Source organism: Cupriavidus sp. 8B (assembly GCF_054589115.1).
Genome location: NZ_BAAILO010000317.1, coordinates 11,955 through 27,822 on the forward strand (window position 1 = coordinate 11,955; position 15,868 = coordinate 27,822).

A 15,868-nucleotide genomic window follows, 5' to 3' on the forward strand; every position below is an offset into this window, starting at 1 on the left:
CCAAAGTACGCCTTGAAGGCACGCCCGAACGCGGCCTCCGAAGCATAGCCGCATTGCTCGCCGATGCTGGCCGCGGAGTCGCGGTCCTGCGTCAGCAGGCGGGCGGCCATTTCCATGCGCAAGGTGGTCACGAACTGCAGCGGCGTCTCGCCGCTGAGCTGCGAGAAGCGCCGCGCAAACGTGGCGCGCGACACATGGCACACCGCCGCCAGCGACGCCACCGACCACGGCTCGGCCGGCGCGCGCAGCACCGCATCGATCGCCTTGGACAGCCGCGCATCGGCCATCAGCGCCAGCAGGCTATGCGTGACGCCGCCCTGCGCGATCAGCGCGCGCAACAGCAAGGTCAGCAATGCGGTGGAGAGCTGCCCGATGACCGCCGTGCCACCCGGCTCGGGTGCCTGCGCCTCATTGCGCATCATGTTGATCAGCGCGTCCAGCCAGGCGCAATCGGCGCGCTGCGCGGTGGCCACGCGCAGCACCGGCGGCAGCTTGCGCAACAGCATCGTGCCCGGCAAGCCCAGCACGAACGTGCCACACAGCATGTCCAGCGGATGCGCGTCGCCGGGCATCGTCACCTCGGTCAGCAAGCCATTGAAGCGCGTTGTCTGGGCCGGCATGGCGGCGTGCGGGCCGGCGACATCGTCGGGCAGGCTGCGCAGCGTGTGCGCGCTGCCTTGCGGGAACAGCAGCACGTCGCCCGCATCGAGGGAGATGGCCTCCTGCGCCACCAGCGCGCGCGCCTGCCCCTTCAGGATGATGTGATATGGCAGGTGGCCGGCGGGCGCCGCCGCGTTGTCCACGCGCCAGTTGCCGGCGAAGTGGCAGTGCAGGTCGACGGTGCCGGCGGGCGAAAGCATGCGCACGAGTTCGGTCAGGCTATCCATGGCGGGAGCGGTGGGAGCGGTGGGAGCAAAACGGAAACGATGGGTTGAGACGATGGAGCAAGATAACTAGACGATTATATGCGGTAAGTCGCGCTTGGCACGCCTAGACTTCAGTCCATGGAAGCAGCGCAGCAAACACGGCGCGGGTCCATCAACCAACCCTGGAAAGGAGTGCCATCATGTCCCGTCTTCACACCATCAACATCGCCGAAGCCACTGGCCAGGCCGCTCAGCTGTTCGCCGCTATCAAGAGCGCCGTCGGCAAGGTGCCCAACGCCTACGCGGTCATCGGCAGCAATGCCCCCGAGGTGCTTGCCAACGCGCTGCAGACCGGCGCGCTGCTCAAGAACTCGACGCTCAGCGCCCGTGAGCTCGAAGCGATCAACCTCGCCGTCAGCGAAGCTTCAGGTTGTGACTATTGCGTGGCCGCGCATACGATGACCGGCAAGATGGCCGGCTATACCGCCGAGCAAACGCGTGAGCTGCGCGCCGGCGAGTACCCGCAAGACAGCAAGATCGACGCGCTTGTCCGCTTCGCACTGGCCGTGGCCACGACCTCCGGCACGGTGCCTGCCAGCGTCGTGACCAATGTGCGCGAAGCCGGCTACACCGATCGCCAGATCGTCGAGAGCATCCAGGCCATCAGCGCGATCCTGTTCACCAACATGATCAATCGTGTCAACGATACGGTGATCGATTTTCCGAAGGTGGCGTGAGTAAGGCGGCAGGCGGGGCGATCGTGACCCGCCTGCCGTCTTGCTCCGGCCGATCCAGCTGTTCTCGGTCAGCGATGTGTTTGGCAGCTGGGCGCAGGCGCAGAGCCGGCAATTTGCCGATGGCGGCGAGTTCGACAAGATTTACCAGAGCCGCCAGTAAGCCGGGCGCGGGCGGCGGGTGAGTCCCGCTGCCCGCTTGCGGATGGCGTATCCCTTATGGCTTTGTTGCGGCTTTTTTACGGCTTTGCGCTCAAGCCATTCAGGTGCTTGACCAGCTTGCCCAGCGTGGTGGCCTGGATCAGCAGGCTGAACACCACCACCAGGTAAGTCACGCCGATCAGCATCTCGCGGCCGTGGAACTCCGGCAGCGATAGCGCCAGCGCAATCGAGATGCCGCCGCGCAGGCCGCCCCAGGTCATGATGGTGGCCGAGTGCGGATTGAGCCGGCGGAAGTTCTGCAACGCCAGCAGCGGGATGGCCACGCTGATGCCGCGGGCAATCAGCACCACGGGAATCGCCGCCAGCCCCAGCCAGACGATATTCAGTTGCAGGGACAGCGCGATGATCTCCAGCCCGATCAGGCCGAACAGCACCAGGTTGAGCAACTCGTCCAGCAGGCCCCAGAAGTTGAACAAGTGCTCGCGGGTCTTTTCCGACATGGACTTGGAGGTGCTGTGGTTGCCGATCACCAGGCCCATGATGACTACCGACAGCGGAGCGGACACGTGCACGGTTTCGGCAAGGCTATAGCCGCCGGTGGCGAGCGCCAGCGTGATCAGGATCTCGACCGGATAGCTGTCGATTCCGCGCAGCAGCACCGACGCCACGTAGCCCACCACAACGCCCAGCACCACGGCGCCCAGCACTTCGCGCACCAGCGCGACCGCCACGTGGGAAGCGGAGAACTCGGTGGCGCCGGTAGCTAGCCCCACCAGGGTCAGGAATGCCACCACCGCGGTGCCGTCATTGAACAGCGACTCGCCGGCGATCTTGGTTTCCAGGCTTTCGGACGCGCCCGCGTTCTTGAGCACGCTGAGCACGGCGATAGGATCGGTGGGGGAAATCAGCGCGCCGAACACCAGGCACCACAGCAGGCTGATCGGGTGGCCCAGCCACTGCGCGACATAGAAGAAGCCGAACCCGACCGCCGCGGTCGAGATCACCACGCCTACTGTAGCCAGCATGACCACGGCCCGGCGCTGGCGGCGCATGCGCGAGAGGTCGACGTGCAGGGCGCCGGCGAACAGCAGCAGGCTGAGCAGGCCGTGGAAGACCACGTCGGAGAAATCGATCTGGGCCACGAGCTTGCGGGCCTGCGCGACCATTTCCGGATGGTTGAGGCCAAGGATGGACACGCTCAGGCAGGTCACCAGCCCGACGGCGGTGATGCCCAGGGTGTCGGGCAGCTTGATGAAGCGATGGTTGATGACGCCAAAAATGGCGATGAGGGTAAAAAGGGCGCCAGTCCCTTGGAATACAGTCATGCGGGGGAGTTCTCCTTGCCTTGCGGGGCGCTGATCTTGATGTTGTGTGGATTTTGTGCCACTTCAACGATACCAGTATTCAGGAGATTTCCTCAAGCACTCGCCGAAGCCGCCGAACGAGCCAAGGCCGCGCGCCATGACGACGGCTGTCTCTCCCTCTCCCCCAGCCCCTCCCGCATGCGGAAGAGGGGAGCACGACAACGCAGATCCGGCTTTGTCGGCAGCCTGGGGTTCAGCAGCCGCTGCCCCCTCTTGCTTACCCATCTGGCCACTTCATCAACAGTTCAAGCTGCGCCGCCATGCGCCCTGGCCAGGCGGAACTGGCCCACCGCATCGGCCAGTTTGTTGGCTTGCTCATGCAGGAAACCGGCGGCGGCCGAGGCTTGCTCGACCAGCGCCGCATTCTGTTGCGTCGCGCCGTCGAGCTGGCTCACGGCCTGGTTGACCTGCGTGATGCCCACGCTTTGCTCGCTGCCGGCATTCGAGATTTCGCGCAGCACCTGCTCGACCTGCTTCACGCTGGCCACGATGCTGTTCATCGTCTCCCCGGCATCGCGCACCAGCTCCGCACCCGAGTCCACCTTGGCCACCGATTTGCTGATCAGCCCCTTGATCTCCTTGGCGGCCTGGGCGCTGCGCTGGGCCAGCGTGCGGACCTCGCCAGCCACCACGGCGAATCCGCGCCCCTGCTCGCCGGCGCGGGCGGCTTCCACGGCAGCGTTGAGCGCCAAGATGTTGGTCTGGAAGGCGATGCCGTCGATGACCCCGATGATGTCGTGGATCTTGGCAGAGGCGGTGGAGATTTCCTGCATGGTGGTTACCACGCGGGAGACGGCATCGCCCCCGCGATTGGCGACCTGGGAGGCAGCCGCCGCCAGTTCGCCGGCGCGCACGGCGGCCTCGGCCGAGTTTTGCACGGTGCCGGTGAGCTCGTCCATGGCAGCCGCTGTCTGCTCCAGGCTGGCCGCGGCTTGCTCGGTGCGCGAGGACAGGTCGATATTGCCCTGCGAGATCTCGGCGGTTGCCGTGCGCACCGATTCGCTGCTGTCGCGGATATCGATCAGCACGGTGGCGAGCTTGTCGGCAAACTGGTTGAACGCACGGGCGATCTGCGCGACCTCGTCGTTGCCGTCGGACGGCAGGCGCTTGGTCAGGTCGCCGTTCCCGGAGCCGATTTCGTCCATCGCCTCGCGCACTTGGGAAAGCCGCCGGAATGCCGAGGCAGTCATGACCGAGCCGACACCCGCGGCGAGGAAGGCCACCGCGACCAGGGTCATGAACATGGCCTGCAGGACATTGCGCAGGCCGGCCAGGGCTTCGTCCTCATCCATGGCAACCACCAGTTCCCAGTCGGAGTTCTTGACCGGCTCCGCATGCAGCAGCTTGGTAGCGCCGCCGATCTTCACTGCGAACGGCTGCTCGGGATCGGACAGGCTGGCCAGGGCGTTCGCCGTCAGGTCGGCGGACCAATCGGTGGCCGGCTTGAGGTTCAGTCTGGCATCCGGATGCGCCACGATGCGGCCGCTCTTGTCGGCCAGGAAAGCGAAGCTGGCCGGGGTGGGGTGAATGCCGTTCACGGTGAAGGTCACGGCGTCCAGGTTCACATCGGCGGCCACCACGGCCTTCAGCTGGCCGTTGGCCAGCACCGGCAAGGCCAGCGTCACCACGAGCTTCTTGGTCGCGACATCTTCATACGGCTGCGTGATGACCAGCTTGCCGGCGCTGACGGCGGCCTGGTACCACGGGCGGCCCGTGGGATCGTAGTCGGCGGGGATGCCAAGGTCGCGGGAAAACACCGCGTGCTTGTCCGGGTAGCCAGCGTAAGCCACGACAAAGCCGCCGGATTTTTCCAGCTGCGTGACCGCGGACATGGGATCGGTGGAAAGGCTCTCCGGCGAGACGGCTTGCACCATGGCGGCTCGCGCGGTCAGCCACTCGGTGATGGCTTGTGCGTTGCCTTGGGTGATCGTGGCGAGGTTTTGCCGCAGCGTGCGTTCGTCGCTGTGCTTCGTGACCACATAGGTGATGCCGGTGGATGCCGACAGGGCGGTGACAACAATGGCGACACAGGTCGCCGTAATGCGTGTACGGAGCGAGAGAAGCATGCGCAGTGGGTAGGGGGCGGTTGTGAAAAAATGGCCTCCGACAATTTTGTTGTCGGCCAGCATGCCCCGGCTAACGGAAGGCTGGACGGGAACTGTAGGGCTGGAACGGCAATGTGCAGACATTTCACCGCGCTGGCGCATGGCGATGGTCCGCGGCGTGGTGAATACGCCGCTATTGCGCAGCGGGGCTCATTGTTCCGCACCGCCCTTGCCTCAGTCGCCAACCGCAAAAAATGCCAAAAACCGACGCATGATCGGGGACAGTGCCCCGGTGCGATGCGCCACCAGCACCCGGCTGGCGGCATCTTGACCAGCCAGTGGCCGGTACGCCACGCCGGGGATGCCGGTGCGCGCGTAAATCTCCGGCAGCACCGACACGCCGGCGCCGCTCGCCACCAAGCCGATGATGGTGGTCGCCTCCCGTGCCTCCTGGCCGATGCGCGGGGCAAAGCCCGCCCGGTTGCAAAGCGTGGTGACGTGGTCGAACAGCCCGCATCCCAGCCCGCGGGGGAACAGCAGGAAGGGCTGTGCGGACAGCGCACCGATATCGATCCCGGCGTCGTCGATCGGGTTTGCCAGTGTGTGCGCGGCAGGCAGCACGGCGACCAGCCGGTCGGCCAGCACCTCGTGCACGGTGATGCTGGCGGGCGGATAGAACTGGGGTGACGGCCGCAGGAAGCCAATGTCGATCTCGCCTTTCTCCAGTCCCTGCAACTGCTGCCCGGTGGACATATGCACCAGTTCCAGCATGGCGCGCGGATGGTCAACGCGGAACTGCTGCACCGCGCGCGGAAACGCATCCTGCATCGGCACCGACGCGGTAAAGGCCACGCGGATCTCGCCCGCCTCGCCGGCGGCCACCTGCCTGACCACCTCGCGGGCTTGCTCCAGGTTGGCGAGCGCCGCCTTTGCCTTGTCCAGGAACAGCGTGCCAGCCGGCGTCAGCGCCACGTGGTGGCGGGAACGGTCGAGCAGGGGGCTGCCGAGTTCGTCTTCCAGCGCCTTGATCTGGGTGCTCAGCGGCGGTTGGCTGATATGGAGCTTGCGCGCGGCCTCGCTGAAGCTCAGCGCTTCGGCCACGGCAACGAAATAGCGGAGTTGGCGGAAATCCATTGGTTATATCGAAGTGCAATAACAAGCGGCTTGAAAACGTATTGGACAGTATCACGGCGGCTGGCCAGAATGCACGCAAACGGTTTCGAACCGCATGACAGATTGCACTATCAGGAGACAAGCATGCTGCGCCGACCCTACCTTGCCGGCTTTCTGGCCGCCGCGCTGTCGCTGGCCGCCAGCACCGCCAGCGCCGAGACCTACCCGGCCAGGCCCATCCGGCTCGTCGTGCCGTATGCCGCGGGCGGCGGGGTGGATATCGTGGCGCGCTCGGTCGGGCAGAAGATGAGCGTGCTGCTCAAGCAGCCCATCATCGTCGACAATCGCCCCGGCGCCAGCACCAATATCGGCATGGAGGCCGTGGCCAAGGCTGCGCCGGACGGCTACACCATCATGATGGCGTCCAACAGCCTGGCCACCAATGCCGCGCTGTTCGCCAAGCTGCCGTTCGACCCGGCGCGGGATTTCACGCCGGTGGCGCGCGTGGGGCAGGCCTCGCTGGTGCTGGTGGTGCCGGCAAAATCCAGCGTGGCGTCGCTCAAGGGCCTGGTCTCCCAGGCGCAGGCCCAGCCAGGCAAGCTCAGCTACGCCTCCGCCGGCAACGGCAGCTCGGGCCATCTCGCCGGCGAGCTGTTCAAGGAAGCGGCGCACATCGATGTGCTGCACGTGCCTTACAAGGGCGGGGCGCCCGCCATCACCGACCTGCTGGGCGAGCGCATCTCGTTCATGCCGATCAACCCGCTCGAAGTCATCACGCATATCCGCGCCGGCACGCTGCGCGCCATCGCGGTGGCGAGCGACCAGCGCACGCCGCTGCTGCCGGATGTGCCGACCTCGCGCGAGCAAGGCCTGCCGGGCTTTACCGCCTCGGTGTGGTGGGGGCTGGTGGCGCCGGCCAAGACCCCGCCGGCCGTGGTCCATGCGCTCAACACCGCGGCCAACGCCGCGCTGGGCGACCCCGACGTGCGCAAGCAGCTCGCGCAACTTGGCGTGACCATCCTGCCGGGCACGCCCGAGGCCTTCGGCCAGTTCGTGCGCGGTGAAACCACCACCTGGAACGGCGTGATCCGCAAGGCGGGCATCACGGCCGACTGAAGCATCCGACGCGATCCAAGGCGATCCAACACGATCCAAGAGAATCCTCCATGTCCGAGATCCAAGCCCAAGCCCAGCCGGACGCGCAGCGTCCCTCCATCCTGGTGGTCAGCGCGCACGCTGCCGATTTTGTCTGGCGTGCCGGCGGCGCCATCGCGCTGTATGCCGAGCGCGGCTACAACGTCAGGATCGTCTGCCTGTCCTTTGGCGAGCGCGGCGAGTCCGCCAAGATGTGGCGCCAGCCGGGCATGACGATGGAGCGCGTCAAGGCCGCGCGGCACGAGGAAGCGCAGCAGGCCGCCGACATCCTGGGCGCCACGCTGGAGTGCTTCGACCTGGGGGACTACCCCATGCGCGTGACCGACGCAGCGCTGCTGCGCCTGGCCGATCTCTACCGCGAATTGCGGCCCGAACTGGTGCTGAGCCACTCGCGCGAAGACATCTACAACTTCGACCACCCGCTCGCCACGCATGTAGCGCAGGAAGCGCGGGTCATCGCCCAGGCGCATGGCTACAAGCCCGAGGTGCCGGTGATCGGCGCGCCGCCGGTGTTCCTGTTCGAGCCGCACCAGCCCGAGCAATGCAACTGGAAGCCCGACGTGCTGCTCGATATCTCCTCCGTATGGGAGAAGAAGCAGCGCGCCTTCGCGACCATGGCGGCGCAGGAGCATCTGTGGGAGTACTACACCCGCGTGGCCCTGCAGCGCGGCGCGCAGGCCGCGCGCAACTCCGATCGCAAGGTGAAGTACGGCGAAGGCTATGCGCGCGTGTTCCCGCAGGTAACGCAGAGCCTGGCATGAAGACCATCGCCTATCGCAACATCCTGCGCGCGGCCGCCGCGGACATCGACGCGCTGGGCGCCGCCGGTGTCGCCACCGTCCACGAGGCGCTGCGCCGCACCGGGCTGATGAAGCCATACATGCGGCCGGTCCAGTCCCGTGCCGCCATTGCCGGCAGCGCCGTGACGGTGCTCATGCATCCCGGTGACAACTGGATGATCCACGTCGCGGTGGAGATGGTGCAGCCCGGCGACGTGCTGGTGGTGGCGCTGGTCAGCGACTGCAGCGATGGGTTGTTCGGCGACCTGCTGGCCACCTCGCTCAAGGCACGCGGCGCGCGCGGCCTGGTGATCGACGGCGGCGTGCGCGATGTGTCCACGCTTAATGCCATGGGCTTCCCGGTCTGGTCGCGGGCGGTCTCGGCGCAGGGCGCGGTCAAGGAAACCGTGGGCGCGGTCAATGTGCCGGTGGTCTGCGCCGGCGCCCACGTGCGGCCCGGCGACGTGATCGTGGCCGACGACGATGGCGTGGTGGTGGTGCCGCGCCCGCTCGCCGCCGAGACCGCGCGCCGTGCCGCCGAGCGCGGGGCCATGGAGGAGGGCAAGCGCGCTACGCTGGCCTGCGGCGTGCTGGGGCTGGACATGTACCAGATGCGCGAGGCGCTGGCGGCCAGGGGCCTGGCGTATTCCGACCAGACCGTGGACTGGTATAGCGGCTTCGACGAGGCCTGACCTGGCGGCCATCGCCGGTTCGCAATCTGGTATAAGCCTCGCAGACACGAATCCAGACACGAATCCAGGCCGGGGAGCCAGATGGAACTGCGCCAGCTTCAGTATTTCGTCCGCGTGGTGGAGCTCGGTAGCATGAGCCGCGCCGCGCTCGACCTCGACATGGTGCAGTCCGCCATGAGTCAGCAGATCAGCCGGCTGGAGAGCGAGCTGTCCACCCGGCTGCTGCGCCGGACCACGCGCGGCGTGACGCCCACCGAGGCCGGGCTGGCTTTCTTCCGCGAGGCCCAGCTGGCCTTGCGCCATGCCGAGCAGGCCAAGCGCGCCGCCCACCACGCGCGGCTGTCCGGCACGGTCAGCGTAGGGCTGGCGCCCACCACCGCTTCGGTCATCGGCGTGCCGCTGATGCGCGCCATGCGCGAGCGCTATCCCGATGTGCGCCTGCATATGGTGGAGAGCCTGTCCGGCCACCTCAGCGCCATGCTCAATGCCCGCCAGCTCGACCTGGCCGTGCTGTTCGACACCGTTGTGGCACGCCGCTGGAGCGTGACGCCGCTGCTTGAGGAAACCCTGTTCCTGATCCGCTCGCGCAAGGCGCTGCCGGCCGATGTCGACGCCGACGCGCCGCTGCGGCTGCGCATGGCGCAGTTGCGGGACGTGCCGCTGATCATGCCCACCGGCCTGCATGGGCTGCGCAGCACGCTCGATGCTGCCTTCGCCCGCGTGAAGATCGTGCCGCAGGTGGTGCAGGAGGTGGATTCCCTGGCCATGCTGATGGACGCCGTCGATCTCGGGTTTGGCGCCACCTTGCAGCCCTGGGCCGCCGTGGGGCGTTACGCCGATGCGCAGGAGCGCTTCCACCTGGCCGAGATCGCGGACCCCAAGGCGCGGCGCCAGAATGCGCTGTGCAGCCTCTCCGACGATGAGCTGTCGCCCGCGGCGCTGGCCTTGCGCGTGGTGCTGGCCGATTGCGCCCGCGAACTGGTGCGCTCCGGCGCCTGGCGAGGCGCGCGGCTGCTTGGGCCGGAGGGCTGAAGCAGTCGCACACCCGGGGGTATCACGATTCGTGATGCCCCCATGCGATCCGGAGGCTTAGCAGGAAGCCGGCGGCCCGCTACAGTGCGGGCTTCCCCACCGGAACAATCATCGTGCTTTCCACTATTCGAATCCGGGAGCCGTCCCTGCCGAGTTCCCCGAGCCTTGCCGGAGGCGCGCGCCCATGATCGACGTCCTGGTCATCGGCGGCGGCAACGCCGCCCTGTGCGCCGCCCTGATGGCGCGCGAAGCCGGCGCCAGCGTGCTGCTGCTGGAAGCGGCCCCGCGCGAGTGGCGCGGCGGCAACTCCCAGCACACCCGCAACCTGCGCTGCATGCACGACGCGCCACAAGACGTGCTGATCGAAGCCTATCCCGAAGAGGAATACTGGCAAGACCTGCTCAAGGTCACCGGCGGCCTCACCGATGAACGCCTGGCCCGCCTGGCCATCCGCGCCTCGTCCACCTGCCGCGACTGGATGCGCAGCCACGGCGTGCACTTCCAGCCGCCGCTGTCGGGCGCGCTGCATGTGGCGCGCACCAATGCCTTCTTCATGGGCGGCGGCAAGGCCCTGGTCAACGCCTACTTCCGCAGCGCCGAGGCGCTTGGCGTGCAAGTGCGCTACAACGCGCCGGTGGACGCCATCGAGCTGGACGGCAGCCGCTTCGTCGCGGCCCGCATCGGCAGCGAGCGCATCGAGGCCCGCAGCTGCGTGCTGGCCGCGGGCGGCTTCGAGTCCAACCGCGAATGGCTGCGCGAAGCCTGGGGCCAGAACGCCGACGGCGACTGGCCGGCCGACAATTTCCTGATCCGTGGCACGCGCTTCAATATGGGCGTGCTGCTCAAGTACATGATCGAAGCTGGCGCGGACGCCATCGGCGATCCCTCCCAGTCGCACTGCGTGGCCATCGACGCGCGCGCGCCGCTGTACGACGGCGGCATCTGCACCCGGGTGGACTGCGTCTCGCTGGGCGTGATGCTCAATCGCAACGCCGAGCGCTTCTACGACGAAGGCGAGGATTTCTGGCCCAAGCGCTACGCCATCTGGGGCCGGCTGGTCGCCCAGCAGCCCGGCCAGATCGGCTACTCGATCATCGACGCCAAGGCCGTGGGCCGCTTCATGCCGCCCGTGTTCCCCGGCGTGCGCGCCAATACGTTGCCGGAACTGGCGCGCCAGCTCGGGCTGGACGAAGCCACCTTCGTGCGCACCATCGAGGACTACAACGCGGCATGCCGCGTCGGCACCTTCGACCACACCGTGCTGGACGATTGCCACACCGAAGGCATCGCCCCGGCCAAGACCCACTGGGCGCGGCCCATCGATACCGCGCCGTTCTTCGGCTACGCGCTGCGTCCCGGCATCACCTTTACCTACCTCGGCCTCAAGGTAGACGAGCATGCCGCCGTGCATTTCGGCGGCAAGCCCAGCACCAACCTGTTCGTGGCCGGCGAGATGATGGCCGGAAACGTGCTCGGCAAGGGCTATACGGCAGGCGTCGGCATGGCCATCGGCACCGCCTTCGGGCGCATCGCCGGCACCCAGGCTGCCGCCGCCGCGCTCGGGCGGCCCGGTCACAACGCAATCCAGGAAGAGCAGCATGCAACATCTTGAAGCGCTGACGCGCGAAGCGGCGGCGCTGGCCCAGGGCGCGCTGCCGCTCACCGGGGACGAGGCCGAAGTCGGCCGCGTCATGCAGATCTGCAACGCCTGCCGCTATTGCGAAGGCTTTTGCGCCGTGTTTCCGGCCATGACGCGCCGGCTGGAATTCGGCAAGGCCGATATCCACTACCTGTCCAACCTGTGCCACAACTGTGGCGCCTGCTATCACGCCTGCCAGTACGCGCCGCCGCATGAGTTTGCCGTCAACGTGCCGCAGGCCATGGCCAAGGTGCGGGCGCAGACCTACTCCGACTACGCCTGGCCAGCCGCCTTCGGTGGCCTGTACCGCCGCGCCGGCCTGGCCACCGCGCTGGCGCTGGCAGCCGGGCTGGCGCTGTTCCTGGTGATGGTGCTGGCCATGCGCGGCAGTCTGCTGCACGCGCCGCTGGCGGGCAACTTCTACGCCATCTTCCCGCACAACCTGTTGGCGGCGATGTTCGGCGTGGTGTTTGGCTTCGCGGTGCTGGCGCTGGGCGTGGGGGTCGCGCGCTTCTGGCGCAAGGTCTCGCCCGGCGCGGTCGAAGGCGAGGCGCGCGGCCCGGCCATCGGCGGCGCGGCGCACGATGCGCTGCGGCTGCGCTACCTGGACGGCGGCCACGGCCAGGGCTGCAACAACGCCGACGACGCGTTCACCCTGTGGCGCCGGCGCTTCCATCATTTCACGTTCTATGGCTTCATGCTGTGCTTTGCCGCCACGGCGGTCGCCACGTTGTACCACTACCTGCTGGGCCTGCACGCGCCGTACGCGCCGACCAGCCTGCCGGTGCTGCTGGGCACGGCTGGCGGCATCGGGTTGCTGATCGGCCCGGCCGGTTTGCTCTGGCTCAACCTGAAGCGCGACCCGCGTACCGGCGACGCGGCCCAGAAGCCGATGGACCGCGGCTTTATCGCGCTGCTGTTTTTCACCAGCCTGACCGGCCTGGCGCTGCTGGCCTGGCGCGACACCGCGGCCATGGCCTTGCTGCTGGCCGTGCACCTTGGCGTGGTGATGGCGCTGTTCCTGACGCTGCCTTATGGCAAGTTCGCGCACGGCATCTATCGAAGCGCGGCGCTGCTGAAGTGGAATATCGAAAAACGCCGGTCCGGCAACCTGGCGCTCGGCTCGGACTGAACATCAAGCATTCAAGCTATCAAGGGACCAAGGAGAACACCATGACAAAACCCGGCATCCTCGCCATTTCCTCGATGCGGGACCGGTGCACCGACGCCGAATGGAAGGCGCGGGTGGACCTGGCCGCCTGCTACCGGCTGGTGGAGCTGTACGGCATGGCCGACATGATGGCCAACCATATCTCGGTGCGCGTGCCGGGCGAGGACGGCGCCTTCCTGATCAACGCCTACGGCATGATGTACGAGGAGATCACCGCCTCCAGCCTGATCAAGGTGGACCACGCCGGCAACATTCTCGCCAAGCCGGATTTCGGCGCGCTCAACTACGGCATCAACAAGGCCGGCTACGTGATCCACAGCGCCGTGCACGAGGCGCGCCCGGAAGTGGCCTGCGTGATCCACACGCATAGCTGGGCCTCCATGGCCGTGTCATCGCTGGACTGCGGGCTGCTGCCGCTCACGCAGACCGCCATGCGCTTTCTCAAGATCGGCTATCACGACTACCAGGGCGTGGTGCTCGACACCGCCGAGCAAGCCTCGCTGCTGGAAGACCTTGGCAAGGGCGAGGCCCTGATCCTGCGCAACCACGGCGCGCTTACCGTGGGTAACACGGTTGGGGAAGCCTTCAACTGGATGCACCGGCTGGAGCTGGCCTGCCGCGCGCAGATCGGCGCGATGTCGTGCAACACGCCGCTGCGCGAGGTCGGCGCCGACGTGCTGCAGGAAACCTGGAACAACTACCAGCCCGGCACGCGCCGCCCCTACGGCGTGATGGAGTGGCCCGCGCTGCTGCGCAAGCTGGACCGGCTCGATCCGAGCTTCCGCGACTGAGTTTCGCGGCTCAGCCGGGAAGGGCCGCCAGCGGCGATAGCGACTAGAAAGACCATAACGATAAAACGAACGGAGAGAGACAACATGAACAAAAGCCTCGCGCTGGCCCGCGCCATCCTGGCCGCCTTCTCCTGTGCCTGTGCCTTCGCTGGCACAGGCGCCATCGCTGCCCCCGGCGATGACTACCCGGCCAAGCCGGTGCGCGTGGTGGTGGCGTTTACCGCCGGCGGCACTACCGATATCCTGGCGCGCAGCGTCAGCCAGGTGCTGGCGCAAAAGTTCAAGCAATCCTTCGTGGTCGACAACCGCCCCGGTGCCGGCGGCAATATCGGCACCGAGGCCGTGGTCCGCGCGCCGGCCGATGGCTATACGCTGCTGGTCAACTCGGTCGGCCCGATCTCGATCAACCAGACGCTGTACAAGCACCTGAACTACGATCCGTTGACCGACCTGGTGCCGGTGGTGCAGATCGCCGACGTGCCGAACGTGCTGGTGGTGCATCCCTCGCTGCCGACGAAGACGCTCGAAGGGTTCGTTGCTTACGCCAAGGCCAATCCGGGCAAGCTGAACTACAGCTCAACCGGCGTGGGCACCTCGTCACAGCTCTCCAGCTTCATGCTGACGCAGCGCATTGGCACCGAGGCCACGCATATCCCGTACAAGGGCGCCGATGCGCTCAACGATCTGTTGTCCGGTCGGGTACAGTTCATGTTTGCCACGATCCCGTCGGTCATCGCCCATATCAAGGCCGGCAAGCTGCGTGCGCTGGCGGTCAGCAGCGCGCGCCGTTCGCCATCGCTGCCGGACGTGCCCACGGTGGCGGAAAAGGGCTTCCCCGGCTTCGAGGCCGGCTCCTGGTTTGGCGTGTTCGCGCCCAAGGGCACGCCGCAGGCGGTGATCAACAAGGTCAATCAGGCGGTCAACCAAGCCCTGCCATCGCTGCAGGCGCAGATGGTGCGGGAAGGGGCGGATCCCGTGGGTGGCTCGCCGGAGCAGTTCGGCAAGTTCACGCAAAAGGAATACGTCAAATGGAAAGTGGTAGTGCACGATTCGGGTGCTTCCCTGGAATGAACATGAGTGTGAATACGAACCAGCCGGCAGCCGCGCAGCCCTTGCGCATCCTGCTGTCGGAGCAAGCCTTGCAGCAGTACGGCACGCAGATTGGCGAGGCGCTTGGCGGGGCCTTCGTGCCAGTGGTGGTGCCGTCGGGGCAGGGGACAAACGATGCCCCTGGGCTGGATGCCGATATCGCCTTTGTCTCGCGCGATGTCACCGGCCTGTCCACCAAGCATGAAATCCTGCCCGCCACCCGGCGCTTCTACGACGCCATGCTGGCAAGCCCCGGGCTGCGCTGGGCGCATACGCATTCGGCCGGCGCTGACCGCGCCGTGTTTGGCGAGCTGCGCGCGCGCGGCGTGGCGGTGACCACTTCCTCGGGCGCTAATGCGGGCGTGGTCGCGCAGACCGCGCTGGCCGGTGTGCTGGCGCTGGCGCGGCATTTTCCGCAGATGCTGGCGGCGCAGCGCGAAAGCCGCTGGGCGCCGCTGATCGGATCCGGGCTGCCGCACGATTTGGCCGGGCAGACTGCGACTATTGTCGGCTGGGGCCCGATCGGGCAATGGCTCGGCAGGCTGCTGCAGGTGCTGGGACTGAATGTGATCGTGGTGCGGCAGGGTGCCGTGCCGGCTGGGCCTGGCTATGAGACGGTGACGTTCGATGCGGTGCGTGGCGTGCTGCCGCGGACCGACTGGTTATTGCTGGCTTGTCCGTTGACGGCGCAGACACGCGGGTTGGTTGATGCCGCCGCGCTTGCCTTGCTGCCGGCTGGTGCCAGGCTGGTCAATGTCTCGCGTGGCGAGGTGGTGGATGAGGGGGCGCTGATCGAGGCGTTACGAGGCGGCCGCCTTGCTGGTGCCTACCTGGATGTGTTTGCGCATGAGCCGCTGCCGGCGGATTCGCCGTTGTGGACGTTGCCTAATGTCATTGCGACGCCGCATAGTGCGGGGTTTTCGGATGGGAATGCTGGGCGGGTGGCGGGGATTTTTCTGGATAACCTGCGGCGCTGGTATGTGGGCGAGGGATTGAGGAATTTGGTGGCTTGAGGTTGTTACTTCAACTTCAACTTCAACTTTAACTGCAACTGCAACTGCAACTGATTAACTTCAAAGTCAAAGTCAACTGCAGTTTCACCTCCCCTTCGGGGCGGCGACCTACTTTTTTGTCTTGCCGCTTGCCAAAAAAGTAGGCAAAAAAGGCGCGCCGGATGGGGCGACACCCCCTCGGGATTCGACGAAAAGAGCGGCCGGGACCCAAACTCGCATCGCC

At 66.8% G+C, this 15,868-nt stretch carries 14 protein-coding genes; 10 read left to right on the forward strand and 4 right to left on the reverse strand.

What is annotated here, in order from left to right; all coding sequences use genetic code 11:
* The coding region (locus tag ACYP5B_RS31220) for a cupin domain-containing protein (protein WP_459572245.1) at positions 1-887 on the reverse strand (887 nt) is incomplete at its 3' end.
* Positions 888-1,066: 179 nt separating this feature from the next.
* Between ACYP5B_RS31220 and ACYP5B_RS31225 the strand changes: the two genes are divergently transcribed.
* On the forward strand, positions 1,067-1,603 hold the full coding sequence (locus ACYP5B_RS31225; protein ID WP_400102299.1) for a carboxymuconolactone decarboxylase family protein: 537 nt from the start codon (positions 1,067-1,069) through the stop codon (positions 1,601-1,603).
* A gap of 236 nt (positions 1,604-1,839) precedes the next feature.
* On the opposite strand, the gene ACYP5B_RS31230 is transcribed toward ACYP5B_RS31225, so the two are convergent.
* The 3 genes from ACYP5B_RS31230 to ACYP5B_RS31240 form a co-directional block, all read right to left on the reverse strand.
* Entirely contained in the window at positions 1,840-3,087 is a 1,248-nt protein-coding gene (locus ACYP5B_RS31230) for a cation:proton antiporter (protein WP_459572246.1), read from the reverse strand.
* Between the two features lie 284 nt (positions 3,088-3,371).
* Positions 3,372-5,192 carry a methyl-accepting chemotaxis protein gene (locus tag ACYP5B_RS31235; protein WP_400102298.1) on the reverse strand — a complete coding sequence of 607 codons (1,821 nt, stop codon included), beginning with the start codon at positions 5,190-5,192 and terminating at the stop codon, positions 3,372-3,374.
* A 213-nt stretch (positions 5,193-5,405) separates the two neighbouring features.
* On the reverse strand, positions 5,406-6,305 hold the full coding sequence (locus ACYP5B_RS31240; protein ID WP_400102297.1) for a LysR family transcriptional regulator: 900 nt from the start codon (positions 6,303-6,305) through the stop codon (positions 5,406-5,408).
* 123 nt (positions 6,306-6,428) lie between these two features.
* Here ACYP5B_RS31240 and ACYP5B_RS31245 point away from each other — a divergent pair, with 123 nt between their 5' ends.
* The 9 genes from ACYP5B_RS31245 (at position 6,429) to ACYP5B_RS31285 (ending at position 15,645) form a co-directional block, all read left to right on the forward strand.
* Positions 6,429-7,400, forward strand: a complete 972-nt coding sequence (locus ACYP5B_RS31245) for a tripartite tricarboxylate transporter substrate binding protein (protein ID WP_400102296.1) — start codon at positions 6,429-6,431, stop codon at positions 7,398-7,400.
* Between the two features lie 50 nt (positions 7,401-7,450).
* Positions 7,451-8,200, forward strand: a complete 750-nt coding sequence (locus ACYP5B_RS31250) for a PIG-L deacetylase family protein (protein WP_459572247.1) — start codon at positions 7,451-7,453, stop codon at positions 8,198-8,200.
* Positions 8,197-8,910, forward strand: a complete 714-nt coding sequence (locus tag ACYP5B_RS31255) for a 4-carboxy-4-hydroxy-2-oxoadipate aldolase/oxaloacetate decarboxylase (protein ID WP_459572248.1) — start codon at positions 8,197-8,199, stop codon at positions 8,908-8,910. Before ACYP5B_RS31250 ends, ACYP5B_RS31255 begins: the two co-directional genes overlap by 4 nt.
* 81 nt (positions 8,911-8,991) lie before the next feature.
* A complete protein-coding gene (locus ACYP5B_RS31260) occupies positions 8,992-9,942 on the forward strand; it encodes a LysR family transcriptional regulator (RefSeq protein WP_459572249.1) in 951 nt (316 codons plus the stop codon).
* Positions 9,943-10,126: 184 nt separating this feature from the next.
* A complete protein-coding gene (gene tcuA / locus ACYP5B_RS31265; RefSeq protein WP_400102293.1) occupies positions 10,127-11,554 on the forward strand; it encodes an FAD-dependent tricarballylate dehydrogenase TcuA in 1,428 nt (475 codons plus the stop codon).
* Positions 11,541-12,713 (forward strand): tricarballylate utilization 4Fe-4S protein TcuB, encoded by a 1,173-nt coding sequence (tcuB, locus tag ACYP5B_RS31270; RefSeq protein WP_400102292.1) that lies wholly within the window; start codon positions 11,541-11,543, stop codon positions 12,711-12,713. The genes tcuA and tcuB overlap by 14 nt, the downstream gene beginning before the upstream one ends.
* Positions 12,714-12,754: 41 nt before the next feature.
* Positions 12,755-13,543, forward strand: a complete 789-nt coding sequence (locus ACYP5B_RS31275; RefSeq protein WP_400102291.1) for a class II aldolase/adducin family protein — start codon at positions 12,755-12,757, stop codon at positions 13,541-13,543.
* Positions 13,544-13,627: 84 nt separating this feature from the next.
* Positions 13,628-14,614 (forward strand): Bug family tripartite tricarboxylate transporter substrate binding protein, encoded by a 987-nt coding sequence (locus ACYP5B_RS31280; protein WP_400102290.1) that lies wholly within the window; start codon positions 13,628-13,630, stop codon positions 14,612-14,614.
* A gap of 2 nt (positions 14,615-14,616) precedes the next feature.
* Complete coding sequence (locus ACYP5B_RS31285; protein WP_459572250.1) at positions 14,617-15,645, forward strand: D-2-hydroxyacid dehydrogenase; 1,029 nt, start codon at positions 14,617-14,619, stop codon at positions 15,643-15,645.
* The last annotated feature ends 223 nt before the right edge of the window (positions 15,646-15,868 follow it).

Excerpts from the sequence above, each read along its gene's own strand:
- ACYP5B_RS31225 (WP_400102299.1), top strand. The coding sequence starts at position 1,067 with ATGTCCCGTCTTCACACCATCAACATCGCCGAAGCCACTGGCCAGGCC.
- ACYP5B_RS31230 (WP_459572246.1), bottom strand. The coding sequence starts at position 3,087 with ATGACTGTATTCCAAGGGACTGGCGCCCTTTTTACCCTCATCGCCATT.
- ACYP5B_RS31235 (WP_400102298.1), bottom strand. The coding sequence starts at position 5,192 with ATGCTTCTCTCGCTCCGTACACGCATTACGGCGACCTGTGTCGCCATT.
- ACYP5B_RS31240 (WP_400102297.1), bottom strand. The coding sequence starts at position 6,305 with ATGGATTTCCGCCAACTCCGCTATTTCGTTGCCGTGGCCGAAGCGCTG.
- ACYP5B_RS31245 (WP_400102296.1), top strand. The coding sequence starts at position 6,429 with ATGCTGCGCCGACCCTACCTTGCCGGCTTTCTGGCCGCCGCGCTGTCG.
- ACYP5B_RS31250 (WP_459572247.1), top strand. The coding sequence starts at position 7,451 with ATGTCCGAGATCCAAGCCCAAGCCCAGCCGGACGCGCAGCGTCCCTCC.
- ACYP5B_RS31255 (WP_459572248.1), top strand. The coding sequence starts at position 8,197 with ATGAAGACCATCGCCTATCGCAACATCCTGCGCGCGGCCGCCGCGGAC.
- ACYP5B_RS31260 (WP_459572249.1), top strand. The coding sequence starts at position 8,992 with ATGGAACTGCGCCAGCTTCAGTATTTCGTCCGCGTGGTGGAGCTCGGT.
- tcuA (WP_400102293.1), top strand. The coding sequence starts at position 10,127 with ATGATCGACGTCCTGGTCATCGGCGGCGGCAACGCCGCCCTGTGCGCC.
- tcuB (WP_400102292.1), top strand. The coding sequence starts at position 11,541 with ATGCAACATCTTGAAGCGCTGACGCGCGAAGCGGCGGCGCTGGCCCAG.
- ACYP5B_RS31275 (WP_400102291.1), top strand. The coding sequence starts at position 12,755 with ATGACAAAACCCGGCATCCTCGCCATTTCCTCGATGCGGGACCGGTGC.
- ACYP5B_RS31280 (WP_400102290.1), top strand. The coding sequence starts at position 13,628 with ATGAACAAAAGCCTCGCGCTGGCCCGCGCCATCCTGGCCGCCTTCTCC.
- ACYP5B_RS31285 (WP_459572250.1), top strand. The coding sequence starts at position 14,617 with ATGAGTGTGAATACGAACCAGCCGGCAGCCGCGCAGCCCTTGCGCATC.